This window comes from Leptospira dzoumogneensis (genome assembly GCF_004770895.1).
GTDB classification, from domain to species: Bacteria; Spirochaetota; Leptospiria; order Leptospirales; family Leptospiraceae; genus Leptospira_B; species Leptospira_B dzoumogneensis.
Map to the genome: position 1 here is coordinate 31,481 of NZ_RQHS01000024.1, position 17,393 is coordinate 48,873.

At 40.7% G+C, this 17,393-nt stretch carries 15 protein-coding genes and 2 tRNA genes; 7 read left to right on the top strand and 10 right to left on the bottom strand.

Annotated elements, in window-relative coordinates; genetic code table 11:
• Positions 1-30 precede the first annotated feature (30 nt).
• The 3 genes from EHR06_RS18140 to EHR06_RS18150 form a co-directional block, all read right to left on the bottom strand.
• Entirely contained in the window at positions 31-390 is a 360-nt protein-coding gene (locus EHR06_RS18140; protein ID WP_244288657.1) for a hypothetical protein, read from the bottom strand.
• 95 nt (positions 391-485) lie between these two features.
• Positions 486-983, bottom strand: coding sequence for a TfoX/Sxy family protein (locus tag EHR06_RS18145; protein WP_135758311.1), 498 nt, complete (start codon positions 981-983; stop codon positions 486-488).
• A 55-nt stretch (positions 984-1,038) separates the two neighbouring features.
• Positions 1,039-3,309: an NAD(P)-binding domain-containing protein gene (locus tag EHR06_RS18150; protein WP_135758312.1), complete on the bottom strand. Its 2,271-nt coding sequence runs from the start codon at positions 3,307-3,309 to the stop codon at positions 1,039-1,041.
• 62 nt (positions 3,310-3,371) lie between these two features.
• Between EHR06_RS18150 and EHR06_RS18155 the strand changes: the two genes are divergently transcribed.
• The gene (locus EHR06_RS18155) at positions 3,372-5,012 is read left to right on the top strand and encodes a hypothetical protein (RefSeq protein WP_135758313.1); all 1,641 of its coding nucleotides are present in this window, start codon (positions 3,372-3,374) and stop codon (positions 5,010-5,012) included.
• Positions 5,013-5,044: 32 nt separating this feature from the next.
• Here the strand turns inward: EHR06_RS18155 and EHR06_RS18160 are convergent, their stop codons facing one another.
• From EHR06_RS18160 to EHR06_RS18170, 3 genes are all read right to left on the bottom strand, one after another.
• Positions 5,045-6,301: a PQQ-dependent sugar dehydrogenase gene (locus EHR06_RS18160; protein WP_135758314.1), complete on the bottom strand. Its 1,257-nt coding sequence runs from the start codon at positions 6,299-6,301 to the stop codon at positions 5,045-5,047.
• A gap of 66 nt (positions 6,302-6,367) precedes the next feature.
• A tRNA-Ala gene (locus EHR06_RS18165) sits at positions 6,368-6,440 on the bottom strand.
• Between the two features lie 83 nt (positions 6,441-6,523).
• A tRNA-Ile gene (locus EHR06_RS18170) sits at positions 6,524-6,597 on the bottom strand.
• A gap of 104 nt (positions 6,598-6,701) precedes the next feature.
• Between EHR06_RS18170 and EHR06_RS18175 the strand changes: the two genes are divergently transcribed.
• Positions 6,702-9,032 (top strand): sensor histidine kinase, encoded by a 2,331-nt coding sequence (locus EHR06_RS18175; RefSeq protein ID WP_135758315.1) that lies wholly within the window; start codon positions 6,702-6,704, stop codon positions 9,030-9,032.
• On the opposite strand, the gene EHR06_RS18180 is transcribed toward EHR06_RS18175, so the two are convergent.
• The 4 genes from EHR06_RS18180 to EHR06_RS18195 all read right to left on the bottom strand — a co-directional run bounded on the left by EHR06_RS18180 (position 9,029) and on the right by EHR06_RS18195 (position 12,735).
• A complete protein-coding gene (locus EHR06_RS18180) occupies positions 9,029-9,682 on the bottom strand; it encodes a response regulator (protein ID WP_244288658.1) in 654 nt (217 codons plus the stop codon). The two genes, EHR06_RS18175 and EHR06_RS18180, sit on opposite strands and share 4 nt — an antisense overlap.
• 91 nt (positions 9,683-9,773) lie before the next feature.
• The gene (locus EHR06_RS18185) at positions 9,774-10,760 is read right to left on the bottom strand and encodes a hypothetical protein (RefSeq protein WP_135758317.1); all 987 of its coding nucleotides are present in this window, start codon (positions 10,758-10,760) and stop codon (positions 9,774-9,776) included.
• A gap of 142 nt (positions 10,761-10,902) precedes the next feature.
• The gene (locus EHR06_RS18190; protein ID WP_135758318.1) at positions 10,903-12,099 is read right to left on the bottom strand and encodes an acyltransferase family protein; all 1,197 of its coding nucleotides are present in this window, start codon (positions 12,097-12,099) and stop codon (positions 10,903-10,905) included.
• A gap of 3 nt (positions 12,100-12,102) precedes the next feature.
• On the bottom strand, positions 12,103-12,735 hold the full coding sequence (locus EHR06_RS18195) for a Crp/Fnr family transcriptional regulator (RefSeq protein ID WP_135758319.1): 633 nt from the start codon (positions 12,733-12,735) through the stop codon (positions 12,103-12,105).
• Between the two features lie 32 nt (positions 12,736-12,767).
• On the opposite strand from EHR06_RS18195, the gene EHR06_RS18200 reads away from it, so the two are divergent.
• Genes EHR06_RS18200 through EHR06_RS18220 form a run of 5 tightly spaced genes read left to right on the top strand, consistent with a single transcriptional unit; the run spans position 12,768 to position 17,367 of the window.
• Positions 12,768-13,988, top strand: coding sequence for an SMP-30/gluconolactonase/LRE family protein (locus tag EHR06_RS18200; RefSeq protein ID WP_135758320.1), 1,221 nt, complete (start codon positions 12,768-12,770; stop codon positions 13,986-13,988).
• A 21-nt stretch (positions 13,989-14,009) separates the two neighbouring features.
• On the top strand, positions 14,010-15,185 hold the full coding sequence (locus EHR06_RS18205; RefSeq protein ID WP_135758321.1) for an acyl-CoA dehydrogenase family protein: 1,176 nt from the start codon (positions 14,010-14,012) through the stop codon (positions 15,183-15,185).
• 2 nt (positions 15,186-15,187) lie between these two features.
• Positions 15,188-16,231 (top strand): phosphotransferase family protein, encoded by a 1,044-nt coding sequence (locus EHR06_RS18210; RefSeq protein WP_135758322.1) that lies wholly within the window; start codon positions 15,188-15,190, stop codon positions 16,229-16,231.
• A gap of 10 nt (positions 16,232-16,241) precedes the next feature.
• The gene (locus EHR06_RS18215) at positions 16,242-16,637 is read left to right on the top strand and encodes a DUF6285 domain-containing protein (protein WP_135758323.1); all 396 of its coding nucleotides are present in this window, start codon (positions 16,242-16,244) and stop codon (positions 16,635-16,637) included.
• Position 16,638: 1 nt separating this feature from the next.
• Positions 16,639-17,367, top strand: coding sequence for a histidine phosphatase family protein (locus EHR06_RS18220; protein WP_135758324.1), 729 nt, complete (start codon positions 16,639-16,641; stop codon positions 17,365-17,367).
• The last annotated feature ends 26 nt before the right edge of the window (positions 17,368-17,393 follow it).

Here is a 17,393-nt window from a genome sequence, read left to right on the forward strand (position 1 = left end):
TTATAAAAACAGAAAATTATAATGTGAGATCTAAATTAAAATTCTGACGAATGAAAGATGGGTAATTGTTTCCGAGCTGGAAAGTTTTTGGAATTCGATTTGAGAAGGGTAGAAGGAGGAAATATGGATCAGATCCTCCAAACCTATTCTAAAATGTTCAAATACTTGGACAGGAAAGGATAGAATAGAACGGGAATCCTCTATTTCTTTTTTGATAGAAACAAGATCCCAATCGCATACAGGACCGCTGTCTCTGTTTTGATCCTGATGACAGGGAGAAGATTCGGAGGTGCCCGCTTCTATTTCGCAAAAAGGACCGCAATTAAATGCAGGCACGAGAATAGAAAGTAAGGCGCAGGCCACCAGAACTTTCAAGGATCTCGATTTCATTCTTCCAGAGTAACAGTCGGCTCAATAAAGTAAATTGAAAAAACTAGAGACCGACCTTGGCTAAGAGAGTTGATTTATATCAGTTTCTAGAAGTTTTAGCGAGAACGGACCTTCTTCTTTTTTGCAGCGACCTTACGTTTTGCGGTCGTTTTCTTAACGATACGTCTGACTGATTTTTTGCGGGCCGCTTTTTTCTTCGGAACAGTCTTCTTGGACGAAGAACCTCTGGATTTTGTGACCTTCTTCTTCGGAGCCGTTTTCTTTTTTAAAGTAGAAGCTTTGTTTGCTTCCGCCAAAGATTTTCTGAACCAGAATATAAGATCTTCGTCATCTTCTAAAACTTCTTCCGGTACTTCCCAATAGGAAACTCGCACAAGTTTGCCGTCTTTGCCTGCATAAGTGAATGGTGACATTCCCGCGGATTCGTACTCCGCTTGGTTGGATTGTCCCACTCTAAAATACAAGCGGTCCTTAATGACCATTGCAAAAATTTGAGATCCGGAATAGACTCCGAAACCTCCGAACATATTTTTATAGGACAAGGGACCGCAGACTTTTAATCTATCTTGGACATGTGTAAGAAAAGAACTCATAGGCAGGGGATTGTCTCTTAGTACAATAAATTGACAAGAAGAAAATCCCGCCCGATCATAAAACCGCTTTTAACCGATCCAATGCCTGCCCGTTCTTCTCTAATTTTCCGAAAGAAAGAACCTGAGTGGGACAATTTACCACGCAAGCAGAACATCTGACACATTGAACGCTATCCATCGGTTTTCCCTTATTGGCGTAATTCATCACGTCGATTCCCTGGTGGCAAACGGAAGTACAAATATTACAAGAGATACATCTTTTTTTCTCGGAGAAGATCCTAAACTTACTGAACTTAGCATAGATATGCATGAGAGCGGAAAGCGGGCAGAACATTCTACACCAGATCCTGCCGGAGAACATAAAATAAGCCCCGACTCCTACGACTCCTCCTAATCCTAAATCCACAATCAAATCATAATATACTTTGACTGAGTCTGCGGCGAATTCCAAAGGCCAGAAAAATTGTCCCGAACTGCCGATCAATTTAGCGACCGTGAGAATTGCAGCGATCAATAAGATCCATTGGCCTGAATGTTCTAATTTGTAGGCCAACTTTCCGTGAGGCATTCTGTTCCTGTATTCGTCACCCAAGGTTTCCGCTAAACCGCCGCAGGAGCAGATCCATCCGCAATAAGCTCCTTTTCCGAATTTATAGACCAGATAAGGGATTAATCCGAAGCTCATTACAAATCCGTAAATTAGCCAGAAGGTTGTGATACCTCCGTCGTACAGAACTCCCATATTCAAAGGCCAGGCTAGAATAAATCCATACGCTTTCCAATAAGCCCCGTCAGGAAAAACTTGGGTAAGTAAAAACCCGTTAGAAGGTCCTAATAATCCTTTATCTCCCAGGAAAGGAAGAATGATCTCGGGTAATAGAAAAAGCGGGAAGATCTGAATTAATATCAGAGTAGTCGTTTGTAATTTTATATACTGAGTCGGCCTGACCCACATTCTTCTGAGCCCGAAAAATAATATGGTCGTGGAATATAGAACGGTATAATGAAATCCCGGATATTTTCCGAATAAATAAAATCCTAAGTATTTTGCACTTAGATACACGGAAGAGAAGTAAACTGCAGCGGAAAGTAAATAAAGATTTTTGAATGTTCTCCATCTCCAGGAAAAGAAAGTATCCTTGGAGAATACGAATCGAATGGAAGAAAATGCAAATACGGTCCCGGAACCTAATGCTACCCAGGAATACCAATCAGAAGCGTAAAAGGAAGCCTTGCCGAAATATAAAAATAATGCGAATGAGAATAAGGAAACAAATCCGAGGACTTCTTTAGAATTGAATGAGCTTCTGATCTTGATCCCAATTTTTTTTAAAAAAGAGATCGGTGCTTCCGAACCGATCAATACGAGAGAAGAATCTATCTTTTCGGTTCTTGATTTGGATACTTGTTTCAGTCGAACTTGTTTGGATTCGAATTTTTCCAAGGTCGAATTCGGTAAAAATCGGATCTTATTTTCTTGTATTGCTTTTTGGAATTTAAGTTTATTCTCTTCTTTCGGTCTGGAAATTTCGGATTCCCTATAGGATAGAGTGACGGATGAAGAAACATCTACCAAGGAAAGGGCCGCTTCTATGGCGCTGTCTCCTCCTCCTATAACCAAAGTATTTTGGCCTTGGAAGTCTTGCGGATCTATCAGTCTATGAAAAACGTTTTCCTGGTCCTCTCCCGGAATTCCTAGACGTCTGCTATCTCCCGATTTTCCGATTGCCAGTAGAACGTAAGAAGAATTGAATTTTTTCCCTGATTCGGTTCGTATCTCAAATCCGGGCTCCGATCCTTTGGATGGAAGAATTGATTCTACCTTTTCCCCGATTTGAATAGGAAGTTTATGTTTTTTTAATACGTGTTCAAGTGACTCAAGAAGATCTTCCTTGGTAGTATCTACGATCCGGATGGGAGAATCCACTTCTAATTCGGCAGGTTCTGCAAAGATAGGCTTTCCTTTTGGATAACTTGTGATCGTATGAAAGGGCTGGTTCGCTTCTAAGATAAGAAAGTCCAGACCGTTCTTTTTCGCTTCGATCCCTGCCGCAATCCCGGAAGGTCCGGCGCCTACGATCAAAACATCTAAGTTACCTTTTGTTTTCTTTTTAGGCTTTCGAAGAATATTATGGATCGCAGAAACACCACTCTGCACGGAATATTTTAAAAGAGGGATCCCGGTTAGATCGCCGGAGATATAAATACCGGAGATAGAACTCTCGAATTCCGGATTTATTTCAGGATATTTTTCGGCTTCCCCTTGAGGAGCGTTGTTATTCAACCAATCAAAATACTTAGGGACAAAAGATAATAGGCCTTTCATAACTCTTACAGATCTAGAAATCGGCTTGCCTGCTCTGATCTAAAAAGAAAACTCCTGCTTACGTGGATTTTTTGCAGGGACTCAATACAAAAAACCGACATTTCTTTTTTACGATCGCTGCACTTGGCTTTGCGGGATTCTGCATCTCCTTAGGAAGAGTGGCAGTCGATCCAATACTTGCTGATTCCTTTTATAACTCTGATTCTCTTTTTTTTTCAATAATTTACCAGGAACTTTTTCTAAAACCCGGAGCAAACTTTTTAATATCTTTGAAGGGTTTTGGCTGGACCCCTGCCTTATATTTTTTTCCCGATTTAGTGCAGTATTTTGCACTTAGAACCATTTTTTTATCACTGGAGAATGGTGCTTGGGAGCTGACCCATTTATCTTATTCTGCATTCCAATGGACTTTTCTTTTGTTTGGGATCTTATTCCTTTTGCAGAAGTTGACGAAAGAAAAAATTTCCTATGAAAAGGCGGGTTTAGTCCTATCCTTCGGCTTTTTGATCGGAATTATATTAATTTTATTTAAACAAGATCTGTTCGTATTTTTACCGGGATTTCATGGCGGGAATTTAGCCGTTCTATGCTGGGCCTGGGGATTTTTTTACCAATGGGTAGAGAGTAATTCCAAACGGGATTTTATTTTTGCTGCCGGAACGGTGTTCTTGTTTTCCTTAAGCGATCTGCTTTTTATTCCTTATTTTCTGATCCCTGCTTTAGGTTTACATCTTTTAGATTGGCTGCTTAAAGAAAGATCTATTCATAGGATCCAGAAAATTGCATGCGCCTACTTCCCTGTTTTTTTAGGACTTATAGCATCCAGAGTTTTTTTTCAGATTTTGCGTAAGAATAGTTTCGTATTCTTTCCGGGAACTGCAGCACCTAAAAAGATAGGGGAGGCTGTAACGTCATGGCAATCGGAACATTTCTTTAATTCATTCTCTTATTTATATAAAGAAAATTGGATCTATCTTGTTCCGATCATTTTGCTTTTTGGCATCCTGAAATTTTTAACTAGAAAAGAAGAAGGAGGGAATACAAATAAACCTTTATATCTTTTCTTGATTCTCGGGGTTATAGTTCCTTTCGTTTTTTTAATCTATGGATTTATTTTCGGTTTAACGGGAAGAGCGGGCATCCAAGGAATAGATAGATATTTTGGAGAGATACTTCTTGGGTTTTTGGGGATTGGAATAGTCTCTATTTTGAGAATTTCGGATATTCCGGCCGCAAAATTCGTACTGGGTGTTTTATTCTCTCTCGGGATCCTTATCGGGATCTATTCTTCCTATTCTAAAGGTTTGGGCCTCGCTCATTATCCTGCAAACGTTTCTTGTATAGACGAATTTGCGGATCAACATAATTGGAAAAGAGGAGTCGCAAGTTTTTGGTATGTAAGACCGATGAGGATCTTTTCCAAAAAAAAAATAGAGCCTGATGATTATCTTTACGATCTGATGTTATTCTATTGGCAGAATAATTTAAACTGGTTCGAAAGAGAAAATCCACCTTATACATTTGCGATCATTGACGGTGTGGATGAAAAGATCGTGAGGCAAAAATTGGGAGAACCAATTTCTATTTCTTATTGTGATAAGATCCCCATATATACATTTGCAAATCCGGGAAAAAGCCTGGAATTCGTAAAAGAAAACCGAAACAAAATAGATATCTGGAAGTTTTCCACTTCCAGATATTAAGATTTTATAATTAAAAATGATCCGGAATTATATTATTTTCCCGGATCTATTCTTAGGATCTGTCCTGCTCCAAAATCCGCTATATAAACGGAACCTCTTGCGTCTTTTCCAAAACTAGAAATTAATACGGGCCATTTTCCTAAAGAGTATGCTTCTTTTACGGGACTTCCGTCTTTAGGAAGATCGATTGCCCAGATCCTCCCGGATACAAAATCTCCGAATACATATTTGCCATGCAGGTCCGAGATCCTATCATTAGTGACTACATAACCTCCAGTGATGGAACTTCCGTCTTCTCTACCGTATTCGTAAACCGGGTCTGTTAATCCTTTTTTGTCACAGTCCGTTTTAGGTTCGAAACAATGAGTTGCTTCCATTTTGTTCCAACCGTAATTTTTTCCTGCTTCTACTATATCAACTTCTTCGAATAGATCTTGGCCTACATCCGCGATGATCAATCTTCCAGAAGGATCGAAAGAATATCTCCATGGGTTTCTGAAACCGTAAGCGAACGTTTCCGGTTTGAATGCAGGATCTTTTAAGAAAGGATTATCTTTTGGGACCGAATATTCTTTGCCTGGATCTTTTGAGTTTACATCTATTCTCAAAACGGAACCTAAGAATGTAGAAGGGTTCTGCCCGTTACCTTTCGGATCTCCCATCCATCCCCCGTCTCCCCAGGCGATATATAACATACCGTCTTTTCCGAATGCCAATTGTCCTGCGTTATGATTTCCGTAAGGTTGTTTGACTTCCATCAAGATCCTTTCTTTGGAAAGTTTTGCTTTTTTAGGGTCCTTAGGAAGATCTATAGTCCATTCTGAAACTCTACTAGTCTCTCCGTTCTTCTTTGCCACATAGTTAAGATAAAGAAGGGGTTTTTCCGGAAATTCAGGATGGAGCACTACTCCCAGAAGTCCTTGTTCAGAGTCCGTGGAAATTCCATCAAGTTTTAATAATATACCTGAACTTCCGTCTTTTGGATCCAGCCATTTTAATGCTCCGGTCTTCTCCGCTACCAAGAAGATATCCGGTCCCGGGATCATCAGCAAATCTACCGGTTGTTCGAATCCTTTTCCTACCGTAGTAAGACCGATCTTTATCTTTTTTCTTTTTTCATCGTTTTGATTGAAGACTGCAACTAAGCCGGACTCTTTTCCTTCCGCTTTGTATTTTGCCATATCATCCACATTGGCTACCAGTAGACGTCGTATATCGTCGCAGGAGATGCTGAAGAATATTAAGGAAATCGCCGGAATTAGAAAGGATCTATAGAAGGAAAGTTTCATGATCCGAATTCTTCCTTCGAATCAGTTTAAATCCAGCTTTTTTCACAGGAAGGGAATAAAGAACATTGGAGCGTATCGGGATCGAACCGATGACCTTCTGAATGCAAATCAGATGCTCTCCCAGCTGAGCTAACGCCCCTTGTTTCAGGGATGAGTGGAAACTTTCACGGTTTAGAAGTTTGTCGGAAGTCCGACTATCCACTCTATCTAAACCGTTTTACCTGGGCCTGATAAGATTTGAACTTATGACCCCACGCTTATCAAGCGTGTGCTCTAACCAGCTGAGCTACAGGCCCGGTAAGAGACATGATTTTTATTCGAGATTCTCTGGCAAGGGATTTTTAGAATAACAGACAGGTTTTGCATTTACGGATTTTAAGATTCACCTTAGATTTGCCGCGTGAGATTCGGAAAAACAACCTTCTTTGCCCTCCTAATCTCTTCTTTTCTTTTTCAATGCGGTCTTGTCGGATCGGGTTCGGAACATTCTTCCGCGAAGAATGGAATTCTGGATTTAAGTGAACATTCTTTTCAAGACGGTAAGATCATTCCTTTGGATGGAGAATGGGAATTTTATTGGGAAGAATTTATTTCTCCAGGTGACTTCTCCGATCCAAAATTTAAATCCCGAAAAAAGTTCGTAACCGTTCCTTCCGTTTGGTCGGAAGAATTTTCTAAAGATCCGAATTCTGCAGGTCATGGGTTCGCCACCTATCGACTTAAGTTGAAATTAGGAGAGAGAAAACAAACATTAGCTCTCAAGATCCCGGACTTAGGAACTTCTTATATACTTTATGCAAACGGAAAGAAGGTAGCAAGTGTTGGATCTATCGGAAAGTCCAAATCGGATGCGAGAGCAAAATACGAGTTAAAAATTTCTCTAATTCCGGATTCTGAAAATCTGGAGTTGGTATTTCATGTTTCCAATTTTCAAAACAGATGGGGAGGAGTTTGGAATTCCATTCAGTTAGGAGAATGGGAAAATATTCTGCAGGATGTAAGGAAACGCCGGGACCTGGAATGGGCCTTGGTTCTCATTGCGGCCACAATGTCTTTTTATAATGTATTCTTTTATTTTTTCAGAAGGAACGAATCAGCCCATTTATTATTCGCGTTCCATTGTTTTCTGATCATGATCCGTTCTTTGACAAATGGTGATTCCAGGCTTGCCTACGAATTTTTGCAGGAAATTTCCTGGGAACTTCCGAATCGTTTGGAATATATCAGCGTATATGCTTCCGGACCGACCTTGTATGCGTTCTTATATAGATACTGTAAAACCGATTTCTGGAAAAGATTCGGCCAATATATATGTATTCCTTATTATATCGGGGTATTTATCGTATTATTTTTTCCGAATGCATATTATACGCTTACGCTTCTCCCGATCGCATTGTATATGCCTTTAGTCACGATGCCTATGTGGTTCGTTTTGCTTGTAAACGGTTTGAAAAGAAAGATAGAAGGAGGACCCATCCTATTCGCGGGCTATGTAGCGATCAGCTTATGTACTTTAAATGATATTATGCTCTTTTTCGGATTTTGGAAAAGTATCTATCTCATTCAATATGGAGAAGTTGCACTGATACTCGGATATTCCATTTTAATATCTAAAATTTTCTCAGAGGCATTCAAACGTTCGGATCTATTGGGGACTAAAATGAAATCTCTGGTGTTCTCTACCAGGGAGATCATGCAGTCTTCTTCTTATGATAAGGCTGCGGACACCGCTTTGAAGATGCTTCATGAAAATGGAAAAGAACAAACGGTCTATGTATATTTAGAAGAACCGAATTCTTCCGTTTGGAAAAGATACTCTATCTCTTCCTGGGGAGATTTGGAAACTGTAGAAGTTTATAAGTATGATGTGCAGGATCTTCTGGGCTTGGAACCTTCTTCGCTTGCCGAACCATTGGTCCATAATAATAGACTGATCGTTTCGGCTCAAGATGAACAACTTTACAAATTGATCTTCGATCTTCCTTTAGAAGGATATTCGGATGATTCTCAAGTGGACTGGGTGAGGGGGATCGCGGACGCACTTGCGTTCTCGGTGCGTAATATTGCGAGGCAAGATAGAGAGAAGCTTGCCATCATAGGAGAACTTTCCGCAGAGATCGTTCATGATCTAGGGCATCCAATTGCGATGATCCGTCAAAATCTGAAAAATATAGGATCTCAAAAAGGCAAATCAAAAACAGGTCTTCTTTTTCAAGCGGAGAAGGAAGTGGACGCACTGACGAATCTTACTCTAGATATATTAGATTTTTCTAAAAATAGGATCATTTTGGATCTACAGAATGTGGATATAAAAACCTATTTTAAGGAAATTCTCGAGGACCTCGGAACTTTCTTCCAATCCACTAAAATGAAACTGATCTCTAAGATAAATGCAAAGGGAAATATTCGTCTGGACCCGCTTCGTATCCGCAGGTTGATCTTTAATTTGGCGAAAAACGCGGCAGAGGCAACCGATGAAAAAGGGACCTTTTCTATTCGGATAGAAAAAGAGGAGAATGTAGTTTATCTGATCTTCGAAGATGATGGAGAAGGTTTTAGTAAGGATATGGAAAAATATATTTTCGATTCAGGATTCGGAAGTAAAAAACCTTACGGAACGGGACTTGGACTTTCTATCATTCGTAAAATTGTATCCGCTCATGGAGGAGAGATACTTGTTTCTTCGGAAGAAGGGAAGGGAACCAGATTTACGATACTTCTTCGTTCTTAGTTCGGATCTAAGGACTTGAGCTGGACTAATATCCTGGTCAATTCTACCATATTATCCACTTCTAATTTTTTGAAAATGGATGCTCTATGTGCCTCCACTGTTCTAACGCTCAGTTTTAATTCTTCTGCGATCTCTCTATTTAATTTTCCCTTGGATAGAAAGTTCAAGATCTGGCTTTCTCTTTTGGTGAGCTTTTTGACGATCTCCGCAATATCTCGAATATGTTTCTCGTCATAACTGAAGTTTGCGATCTCTCCGGGGAAAACTTTGCCCCTATTTAATACTTTTTTAATGGAAGCCATAATGGATTCCATGGAGTCGCTTTTTAGAATGTACCCGTCCGCGCCCGCGGAGATCGCATCCTGCAGATAGGACCAATCCCTATGCATCGTTAAAAATACGATTTTTATTTCCGGGAATTTTTTACGAATAGAATCCAGCTCTTTGATCCCGTTCTCGTCCTGGAGAGAAACATCACAGATCAGAAGGTCCGGTCTAGTGAAGCTCATCATTTTGGTGCCTTCTTTTATGGAAGAAGCAGAACCGCAATATTCATAATCTCCGGAAGCTTTGATCTCGGATTCCAGTCCGGAGCGAACGATCGGATGATCGTCTATCAAAAATATTTTAGGACGGGTTCGGACGGACATTTTCTCGGATTTTGTAGAATATAGCACCGATGGCAATCCTTAAAATTTTCCGAACCCGCGGAAATATTATGAAATTATGAAGGACTTCTTTTTAGTTAAACTCGTAGATTGCTTCGTATTCGTTGTAAGACCCGTAACCCGGCTGGGTGCAAGTTGTCTCCGCATACCAAGGATCGAAACCGCCAAACCCAGTTCCGCTGGTATAATAACTTCTGGTCGTAATTCCGCCGTCCGTTGGGTAAGTGCATCTTCCGCTGCGAGTAAATGTGCCTCCGTTTAAGCCGTTACAATCATTTGAAGCCCCTACGTATACGGTTCCGCCTGCCAAGGTATCATAACATCTGGCGTAGTCCATTTGGTTAGAAACAAAAGTCGCCTGGATTTGACCGTTTGCGATATTCGTTCTGAAACTTGCAGGAAATACACCGCTGGAATATTTAACTTCTATAATATAAGTTCCGCTGGTAAGATTCGTTTTTTTAAATTGAGCTCCTACTTTCTCGTTTTCTACGATTGTGGTTTTGGAGCCGGTCGGGCTGCTATAATAATACAAATTTAGATTAGCTCCTAGATATCCGAAGATATTAAAAAGAACGTCTCCTGTGCTTCCTAATGTAATTCTGAGATAACTGTTTTGATCGGCAGCACTTACGAGTCTGCCGTAACTATTCGGTGCTCCCAGGGTAATATCTATAATTGGTCTGTATCTTACGGTTTTAGATAGGAATGGATTTCCATTTTTGGTGATCACCATAGGAAGAGTGGTGTTCTCGGTAATCCCTGAAATAGTAGGCATTATAAATTCTAAACTTCCATCTCCGGGAAGATTGATCCCGGTGGCGGATTGCCCTCCGATCGTAATGGTATAATCTCCGGCAACGCCCGTGAAATTATTTGTAGTAAGAGTATTGTCCGAGCCAGGAAAACCTTTTTCAAATACGATATCCGCAACAGGAAGGCTATTGAGTACGACCAAATACATTAATGGATCGGTACTGTTATTGTCTTTTGAACAGCCAACCAGTCCGATCGTGTAGAATAGAAGAATATAGATCCAAGTTTTTCGATTGAGGTTCATGATTTCCTTGCCTTTTTGTAGGAAAATTATGACCCCTAAGTAAATAAATTTCTATTCGTAGGATTACTAGATTGGAGCAGTTTTATAGGTAGAAGCCGAAGAAAGATGGTCAAGCGCTTTTGAGAAGTATGAAAAATCGCGCTTACTTATTTCTTTTAAAACTGATCCCTTTATTTCCAAGTACAGTCAGCCAGAAGTTGGAATCTCGGATAATAAAATGATACACTAAAAAAGTTACAGCATAAACGAAGAAGATATGAAGTGAAAATTTTATCCAAATAGAAAGACCTGTGCTCACTACCAAAAATCCGATCCCAAGGGAAATAGGATGATGGATCAGATAAACCGGCAGACTGGATTCTCTTAAGTAAGAACTAAATTTTCCTGCTTTGTTGAAGAACAGTTGGAAAAGCCGGATGAAAAATGCGATCCAGATCCACCCGCCCAAACACTTTAGAAAAATATGAAGTATTCTGTTTGTGTAGCCGGTATATCCGAAATAAGACCAGTATGGATCGATTGTGCTGATCCAATAGAATGCTCCAAAAAATGCGAGAGCTAAAAATCCGAGTAGAATGATCTCGAGACGATCCGTTTTTCCTTTTAGGATCGTACTTTCTTTTCCGATCAAAAAGCTTCCGAATAAGAAAAAGCTGAAATCATATATGAACTGCACCGGCTCTATGTTCAGATATTTATCATCTTTTAGGAAAAAGTAATTAATTCCGCAGGTCCAGATAGTACACCAAATACCTGCGATCAATAATGTTTCCCATTTTATGCTGGATCTATTTTCGGATACTTCTTCTCCGTATCTGGAAGAAGGGAGTATGAATGTGCCGATCCTATAGACTAATGGGCGGATGCCCAGATACAAGAATGTATATAATGCTAAATATAATATGAACCAAAGATGAGAAGGGGCCGGATTCTTTAGTAAAAATTCTTCCCATAAAAAAATGAAATAATTTCCTTGGTAACCTTCTTGTAATGCTTTTACATAATATTGCATCGGTGCAAATAATATGACCCCAGGGATCAAAGGAAGAATGATCCTTAATGCTCTTAACTTTAAGAATTCTTTTAATGTCTTGGAAAGATAGATCCTTTCCGTAAAATAACCGGAAAGTACAAAGAACATAGGCATTCTGAAAAGATGCACCCATTCTCCGAAAACATCGAAAGCTATGGATCTATCATTATTTCTTAATGGATACATTATGATCGCGGCATATACGATCGCCACATGGAATGCTAATCCTAATAATAATGCGAAGGATCTGAGATTGTCTAAATAATCCAGCCTGCTTTGTTTGGCCGGTGAGGTTTGTTCAGCCAAGAATTACTGGTCCAATGTGTATTTAAAAAACGTTTCCCGTATCAATATATGGCTGGGATCGTTTTTAGGTTGTTCGACCATCTTATCTTTTACCAAAAGATTGATCGCGGATACCAGATCCGCATGTTCTAATCCGACTCTTAAGATGGCCCATTTCATAAATGCCGCCAAATGTACTTTGTATTGTCCGTCTTCCTGCTCTCCTCTCGTTTGTGCGAAAGTGATGAGCGCAGAAGTTACAATATTCTTTCTGTCTCCTTTTAAAAGACTCGCTATGGTTTGGTTGGTCTCTCTTAATCTGGAAGAAAGCATTTTTACCATCTTTAAAGAGAAAGAAGGGTTTGTCTGGATTAGGTTATAGAACACGCTCTCGGTGATCGCGAATAATAATACGTCGGTTTTTGCGATGGCTCTTGCACTTCTGGGTTTGCGATCCACCAGTGCCATCTCTCCGAACATATCCCCTTCTTTCAGTTCTATAAGAAGTTTGAATGCTTCTTTTACTTTTTTATGGATCCCCACTTTTCCGGAAAGGATCAGATACATTTGATCTGCAGGTTCGTTCTCATCGAAAATAACAGCGGATTCCTTAAAGCGGAGACCGTGTTTGTTTACCATATCTTCGGAGATCTTCATGCTAAAACGGACTGGAAAAGTTTTCAGTCCTCATGTACGATATCGGCGATTGGTTGGGAGCCGCAATCAATTATTCTGGTAAGAAGGCGGGAACCTCAGAATTTTACGTTGACTGCCCGACCTTCGTAAGTAGCGTCTCATTCGTTTTCCCTAAGGAGGGAATCGTGAACACGAAAAAAATCCTCCTGCTCTCTGCAGCGTTCATTATCATTTTTATAATAGGTTTTGCACTCAAACCTTCTCCTATTCAACCAATCGCCTACCAACCACCTGTCGATACTGGTTTGATCGGTGCCTTCCAAGAAAACAAAGCTTTGGAATCCGCGGAACTAATCGCACTCGGAAAGATACATGGTCCGGAAGATATTGAACCGGATGACGAAGGTAATATCTACTCTGCGAGTGAAGATGGTAAAGTGTATCTTATTTCCAAAGACGGAGAAATGAAGGCACACGCATTCACGGGAGGACGGCCTCTTGGAATGAAATTATTAGGAGACGGTTCCATCATAGTTGCGGATGCGATCAAGGGCCTATTGAAGATCGGCAAAGATGGAAAGGTAGAAGTGTTGAGCACGGAATCGGAAGGTGTTCCTTTCAAATTCACCGACGATCTGGACGTTGCTAAAGATGGAACGATCTATTTTTCGGATGCGAGTGATAAGTACGGCTCCGCGGAATATTTATACGATCTAATGGAGTCAGTTCCTCATGGTCGTTTATTAAAATACGACCCTCATACAAAAAAGACCACTACTTTAATGAAGGATCTTTTCTTCCCGAATGGAGTGGCACTTTCCAAAAACGAAGATTTTCTAGTATTAAACGAAACTTATAAATATAGGATCCATAGATATTGGATCAAAGGGCCTAAGGCTGGAACAAGCGAGATCTGGGCGGAGAATCTCCCTGGATTTCCCGATAATATTTCCTCGGATCGTAAAGGTCATTTCTATCTAGCGTTATTCACCGTTCGTAATAATATGGTGGATAAGATCTTACATCCTCGTCCTTGGACAAAATCAATCGTAGCTAAGCTGCCTAAATTCCTTTGGCCTAAACCTCAACCTTACGGATTCGCAGTCATTCTGGACGAAAACGGAGTGGTAGAAGCCAGTTTCCAGGAGCCAAAGGGAAAACACCTAAAAGAGATCACTTCCGTGAAAAGAAAAGGGGAGTATATCTATTTAGGAAGTCTTCATAACGACAGGATCGGAAAGTTCAAACTTCCCCCTGAATTAATAAAAGAATAAATAAGGAAAATTGAATATATCATGGATTTATCCATACCAAAAGAATTAGACGGAATTAGAGCAAAAGCAAAGGCATTCGTGGATGAGGTCGCCATCCCCGCAGAAGATCATTACGATTACGATCATGGCAGAATGCCTGAGACCATCGTTCAAAAATTAAGAGAAGAAGCCAAAAAAAGAGGATTATGGACCGCTCATCTTCCCAAGTCGGAAGGTGGACTCGGTTTGGACTTAGTCGGAACTGCACTTGTATTCAGCGAGTTGGGACGTTCTCCAATCGCTCCTTATCTTTGTAACTGCGACGCTCCGGACGAAGGGAATATGCACCTTCTTCATTTAGCTGCGAACGAAGAACAAAAGAAGAAGTATTATCATCCTCTTGTGGAGGGAAAGATCCGCTCCGGGTTTGCAATGACCGAACCTCCTCCTGGTGCCGGCTCGGATCCTACTACTCTTTCGACTAACGCGGAGAAGGACGGGGACCATTATATTCTGAACGGTCATAAATGGTACTGCACCGGTGCAAATGGGGCTGCCTTCTTGATAGTGATGTCCAAGGTAAATGATAGTTTCAGAAGAACTTCTATGTTCCTAGTTCCTACTGATGCACCAGGATACACAATGGTGCAAGAAATAGGAGTTTTAGGTTCACACGGTCCAGGCGGTCACTGCGAATTAAAATTTGAAAACGTAAAAGTACATGAGTCCCAAGTACTCGGAAAAATCGGAGAAGGTTTTAGACTTTCCCAAGAAAGATTAGGACCAGCAAGACTTACACATTGTATGAGATGGATAGGACTTGCCAGAAGATCCATGGAGATCGCAAGAGAATACGCGATCAAAAGGGAATTATTCGGCGGAAAATTATCGGATCACCAAGGTATCCAATGGATGTTTGCGGAATCTTCATTGGAAATAGAGTCCGGCTTTTTACTTACATTAAAAGCAGCCGACATTCTTCGTAAAGGTGGAGACGCAAGACAAGCTGTCTCTTTGGCTAAATGGCAGGTGAGTGAAACATTGAACAAATGTATAGACAGAGCCATTCAGATCTGCGGTTCTCATGGTTTCAGCCGCTATCTTAAATTAGAATTATTTTATAGAGATGCGAGGGCCGCGAGGATCGCAGACGGTCCTACCGAAACTCATAAGATGGTGATCGGCAGGAATTTAATATCCGGAAAGGAGAACTTCTGATCGTGAAAGATTCCGAATTGAAGGAAAGGCTGGAATCATATTTAGGAAAAAGGCTCCAAGGAACGGTAGAAATCGCTAATATGGTTTCTCTTTCGGGAGGAGCCTGCCAGGAAAATTTTTCCGCTGATATCAAGGTGAATGGCGGTCCTGAATCCGGCCAATACCAAACTGTATATCGAACTGATAAAGGAGCAGCTTTACTCGCTTCTTTGTCTAGGATAGATGAGTTTAAAGTTTGTAGAATGGCTTTCGAAGCGGGAGTTAAAACTCCCGAACCGTTTTGGCTGGAGTCCGATAACTCGGTCACCGGTAATCCATTCTACTTTATGAAAAGGATCCAAGGTAAGGCGACCGGAAGATTCGTAGTAAAAGATCCAAGTTTAAACAAGGTCCGTAAACAGATCACACAAGAGCTTGCGGAAAATCTTGCAAGTATCCATTCAGTCACACCTGAGAAGTGTAAGGATGAAAAACTAAAAGAAGTTCTGAATCTTGGACAACATGTGAGCGGCAAAACGGTGGCTCAAGGTTCCGTCCAAGCGTTACGTTCTCAATTGGGATCCATGGATGGAGCTTACCCGGCCATGGAAATCATTTTGAATTGGTTAGAGAAGAATGCTCCTGAAAGCGATTCTGTTGTTCTCATCCACGGAGATTTTAGAACGGGGAACTTCATGGTGAATTCGGAAGGTCTGCAAGGAATTGTGGATTGGGAATTCGCACATTGGGGCGATCGTCACGAAGATCTGACTTGGTTATGTATGAGGGATTGGAGATTCGGAAAACTGAATAAAGAAGCAGGCGGCTTTGCGGATCGTTCCGAGTTCTATGAGATCTACGAAAAGGCCTCCGGTGTAAAACTAGATCCTATCAAGATCAGATACTGGGAAGTGATGGGAAATCTTCGTTGGGCAATCGGTTGTATCGGCCAAGCAGAACGCCATCTTTCCGGAAAAGATAAAGGAATAGAACTCGCGTCCATAGGAAGAAGGGCCTGTGAGATGGAATACGAGGCAATGAGACTCATAGAAGAGTCCGTAAAATAAGGAAATCATCATGCAGGATAAACCAAGCGCCACGGAATTATTGGAAGCAATTCAGGATTTTCTAATGAAGGAAGTCCTACCTGAGTTCAGGGATAAGGACCTTCTCGCGTATAAAACATTAGTGAGTTGGAATATGCTGGGAGTGATCTCCAGAGAAATACGTTCCGGAGAAGAATTATTGGACAAAGAACTTACCAGACTTTCTTCTTTACTCAAAAAAAAATCGGAGTTTCCTAAAACCTGGAATGAAAAGAAAAATCTGACTTCTTCTTGGAACGAAGAACTGAGAGATATTATCCGAAGGGAAAAAAAATCTTTGGAAGATACGGAATACTGGAAACATATAAAGGAATCCGTTATCGAAAAAGTAGAGATCGTAAATCCAAGATTCACTACGGAATCCTAGTATGTCCGTAATATATCTGATTCGCCACGGACAGGCGAACTCCACTGGAGAAGATTACGATCTATTGACCGATAAGGGAAAGGAACAAGCTTTTGCCCTTGGAAAGTATATGGCTTCTAATGGGGATTTTCCGGATAAGATCATCTCCGGGACAATGAGAAGGCATAAGGAAACCGCGGAATTTTTTATGAAAGGGATCGGTTCTATACGTTCCGATCTCAAAACAGGATCCGATTTTCATTCATTCGATCCGAACTGGAATGAATTTCCTTCCGAGTTATGGAAGAAGTATGCGGAACATCTTTCCGGAACAAAACCAGAATTCCAAAGATCCTTATTACAATTTTCTAAAGTTAGATTAAAAGGTGGAGTTAGATCCGCCGCTCTGTTCTTTAAACTGACGGAAGAGATCTTATCCGTCTGGAGAAAAGGGGATTTTACCCCCGAAGGAATAGAAACTTTCGCAAACTTTCAATCCAGAGTGGATCTTGCCTGCGATACATATTTCCAGCCTTCCGATGCGGAAAAACTTTTTATTTTTACTTCAGGCACGCCGATCTCTTTGACTTTGAAGAAGATGCTTAGACAAGACGAAGATGTTTTTACTTGGATGCCTTGGATCTGGAATAGTTCCGTAAGTATGTTCCGTTGGGTAAGAGGCAGATATATACCCGTGAGTTTAAACTTCCTTCCTCATATTCCGACTAAGAGTGATAGAACACTCTATTAAATACAAACTTGTTCCAATATAGATGG